Below are 1905 nucleotides of genomic sequence, written 5' to 3'. Positions count from 1 at the left end.
ATGTTGATTTCTAGTCTTTGGCTAGATCGTTCTTTAAAAATTTGGGTATGTGATAGAAAGATAGACTGAACGTTACTTTCACTGGTAACGGATCAGGCTAAGGTAAAATTTGTGAGTTGCTCTTAATTGAGTAGCGCGAATTTTCGGCGAATGTCGTCTTCACAGTATAACCAGATTGCTTGGGGTTATATGGTCAAGTGAAGAAGCGCATACGGTGGATGCCTTGGCAGTCAGAGGCGATGAAAGACGTGGTAGCCTGCGAAAAGCTTCGGGGAGTCGGCAAACAGACTTTGATCCGGAGATGTCTGAATGGGGGAACCCAGCCATCATAAGATGGTTATCTTAAGCTGAATACATAGGCTTAAGAGGCGAACCAGGGGAACTGAAACATCTAAGTACCCTGAGGAAAAGAAATCAACCGAGATTCCCTTAGTAGTGGCGAGCGAACGGGGACTAGCCCTTAAGTGGCTTTGAGATTAGCGGAACGCTCTGGAAAGTGCGGCCATAGTGGGTGATAGCCCTGTACGCGAAAATCTCTTAGTCATGAAATCGAGTAGGACGGAGCACGAGAAACTTTGTCTGAATATGGGGGGACCATCCTCCAAGGCTAAATACTACTGACTGACCGATAGTGAACTAGTACCGTGAGGGAAAGGCGAAAAGAACCCCGGAGAGGGGAGTGAAATAGATCCTGAAACCGTATGCGTACAAGCAGTGGGAGCAGACTTTGTTCTGTGACTGCGTACCTTTTGTATAATGGGTCAGCGACTTATTTTCAGTGGCGAGCTTAACCGAATAGGGGAGGCGTAGCGAAAGCGAGTCTTAATAGGGCGTCTAGTCGCTGGGAATAGACCCGAAACCGGGCGATCTATCCATGGGCAGGTTGAAGGTTAGGTAACACTGACTGGAGGACCGAACCGACTACCGTTGAAAAGTTAGCGGATGACCTGTGGATCGGAGTGAAAGGCTAATCAAGCTCGGAGATAGCTGGTTCTCCTCGAAAGCTATTTAGGTAGCGCCTCATGTATCACTGTAGGGGGTAGAGCACTGTTTCGGCTAGGGGGTCATCCCGACTTACCAAACCGATGCAAACTCCGAATACCTACAAGTGCCGAGCATGGGAGACACACGGCGGGTGCTAACGTCCGTCGTGAAAAGGGAAACAACCCAGACCGTCAGCTAAGGTCCCAAAGTTATGGTTAAGTGGGAAACGATGTGGGAAGGCTTAGACAGCTAGGAGGTTGGCTTAGAAGCAGCCACCCTTTAAAGAAAGCGTAATAGCTCACTAGTCGAGTCGGCCTGCGCGGAAGATGTAACGGGGCTCAAACCATACACCGAAGCTACGGGTATCACTTAGGTGATGCGGTAGAGGAGCGTTCTGTAAGCCTGTGAAGGTGAGTTGAGAAGCTTGCTGGAGGTATCAGAAGTGCGAATGCTGACATGAGTAACGACAATGGGTGTGAAAAACACCCACGCCGAAAGACCAAGGTTTCCTGCGCAACGTTAATCGACGCAGGGTTAGTCGGTCCCTAAGGCGAGGCTGAAAAGCGTAGTCGATGGAAAACAGGTTAATATTCCTGTACTTCTGGTTATTGCGATGGAGGGACGGAGAAGGCTAGGCCAGCTTGGCGTTGGTTGTCCAAGTTTAAGGTGGTAGGCTGGAATCTTAGGTAAATCCGGGATTCTAAGGCCGAGAGCTGATGACGAGTGTTCTTTTAGAACACGAAGTGGTTGATGCCATGCTTCCAAGAAAAGCTTCTAAGCTTCAGGTAACCAGGAACCGTACCCCAAACCGACACAGGTGGTTGGGTAGAGAATACCAAGGCGCTTGAGAGAACTCGGGTGAAGGAACTAGGCAAAATGGCACCGTAACTTCGGGAGAAGGTGCGCCGGTGAGGGTGAAGT

The 1905-nt window shown here is 49.5% G+C and carries 1 rRNA gene (running past one end of the window); it reads left to right on the top strand.

The annotated features are described in order from the left end of the window. Positions 1-191: 191 nt before the first annotated feature. Positions 192-1905: ribosomal RNA gene (locus tag AC1Q6D_RS33045) — 23S ribosomal RNA — on the top strand; it runs 1269 nt beyond the window's last position.

It is taken from the genome of Pseudomonas sp. MT92, assembly GCF_058792515.1.
Note: the sequence above shows the minus strand (reverse complement) of the source record. Positions and strands in the feature narration are given on the sequence as shown.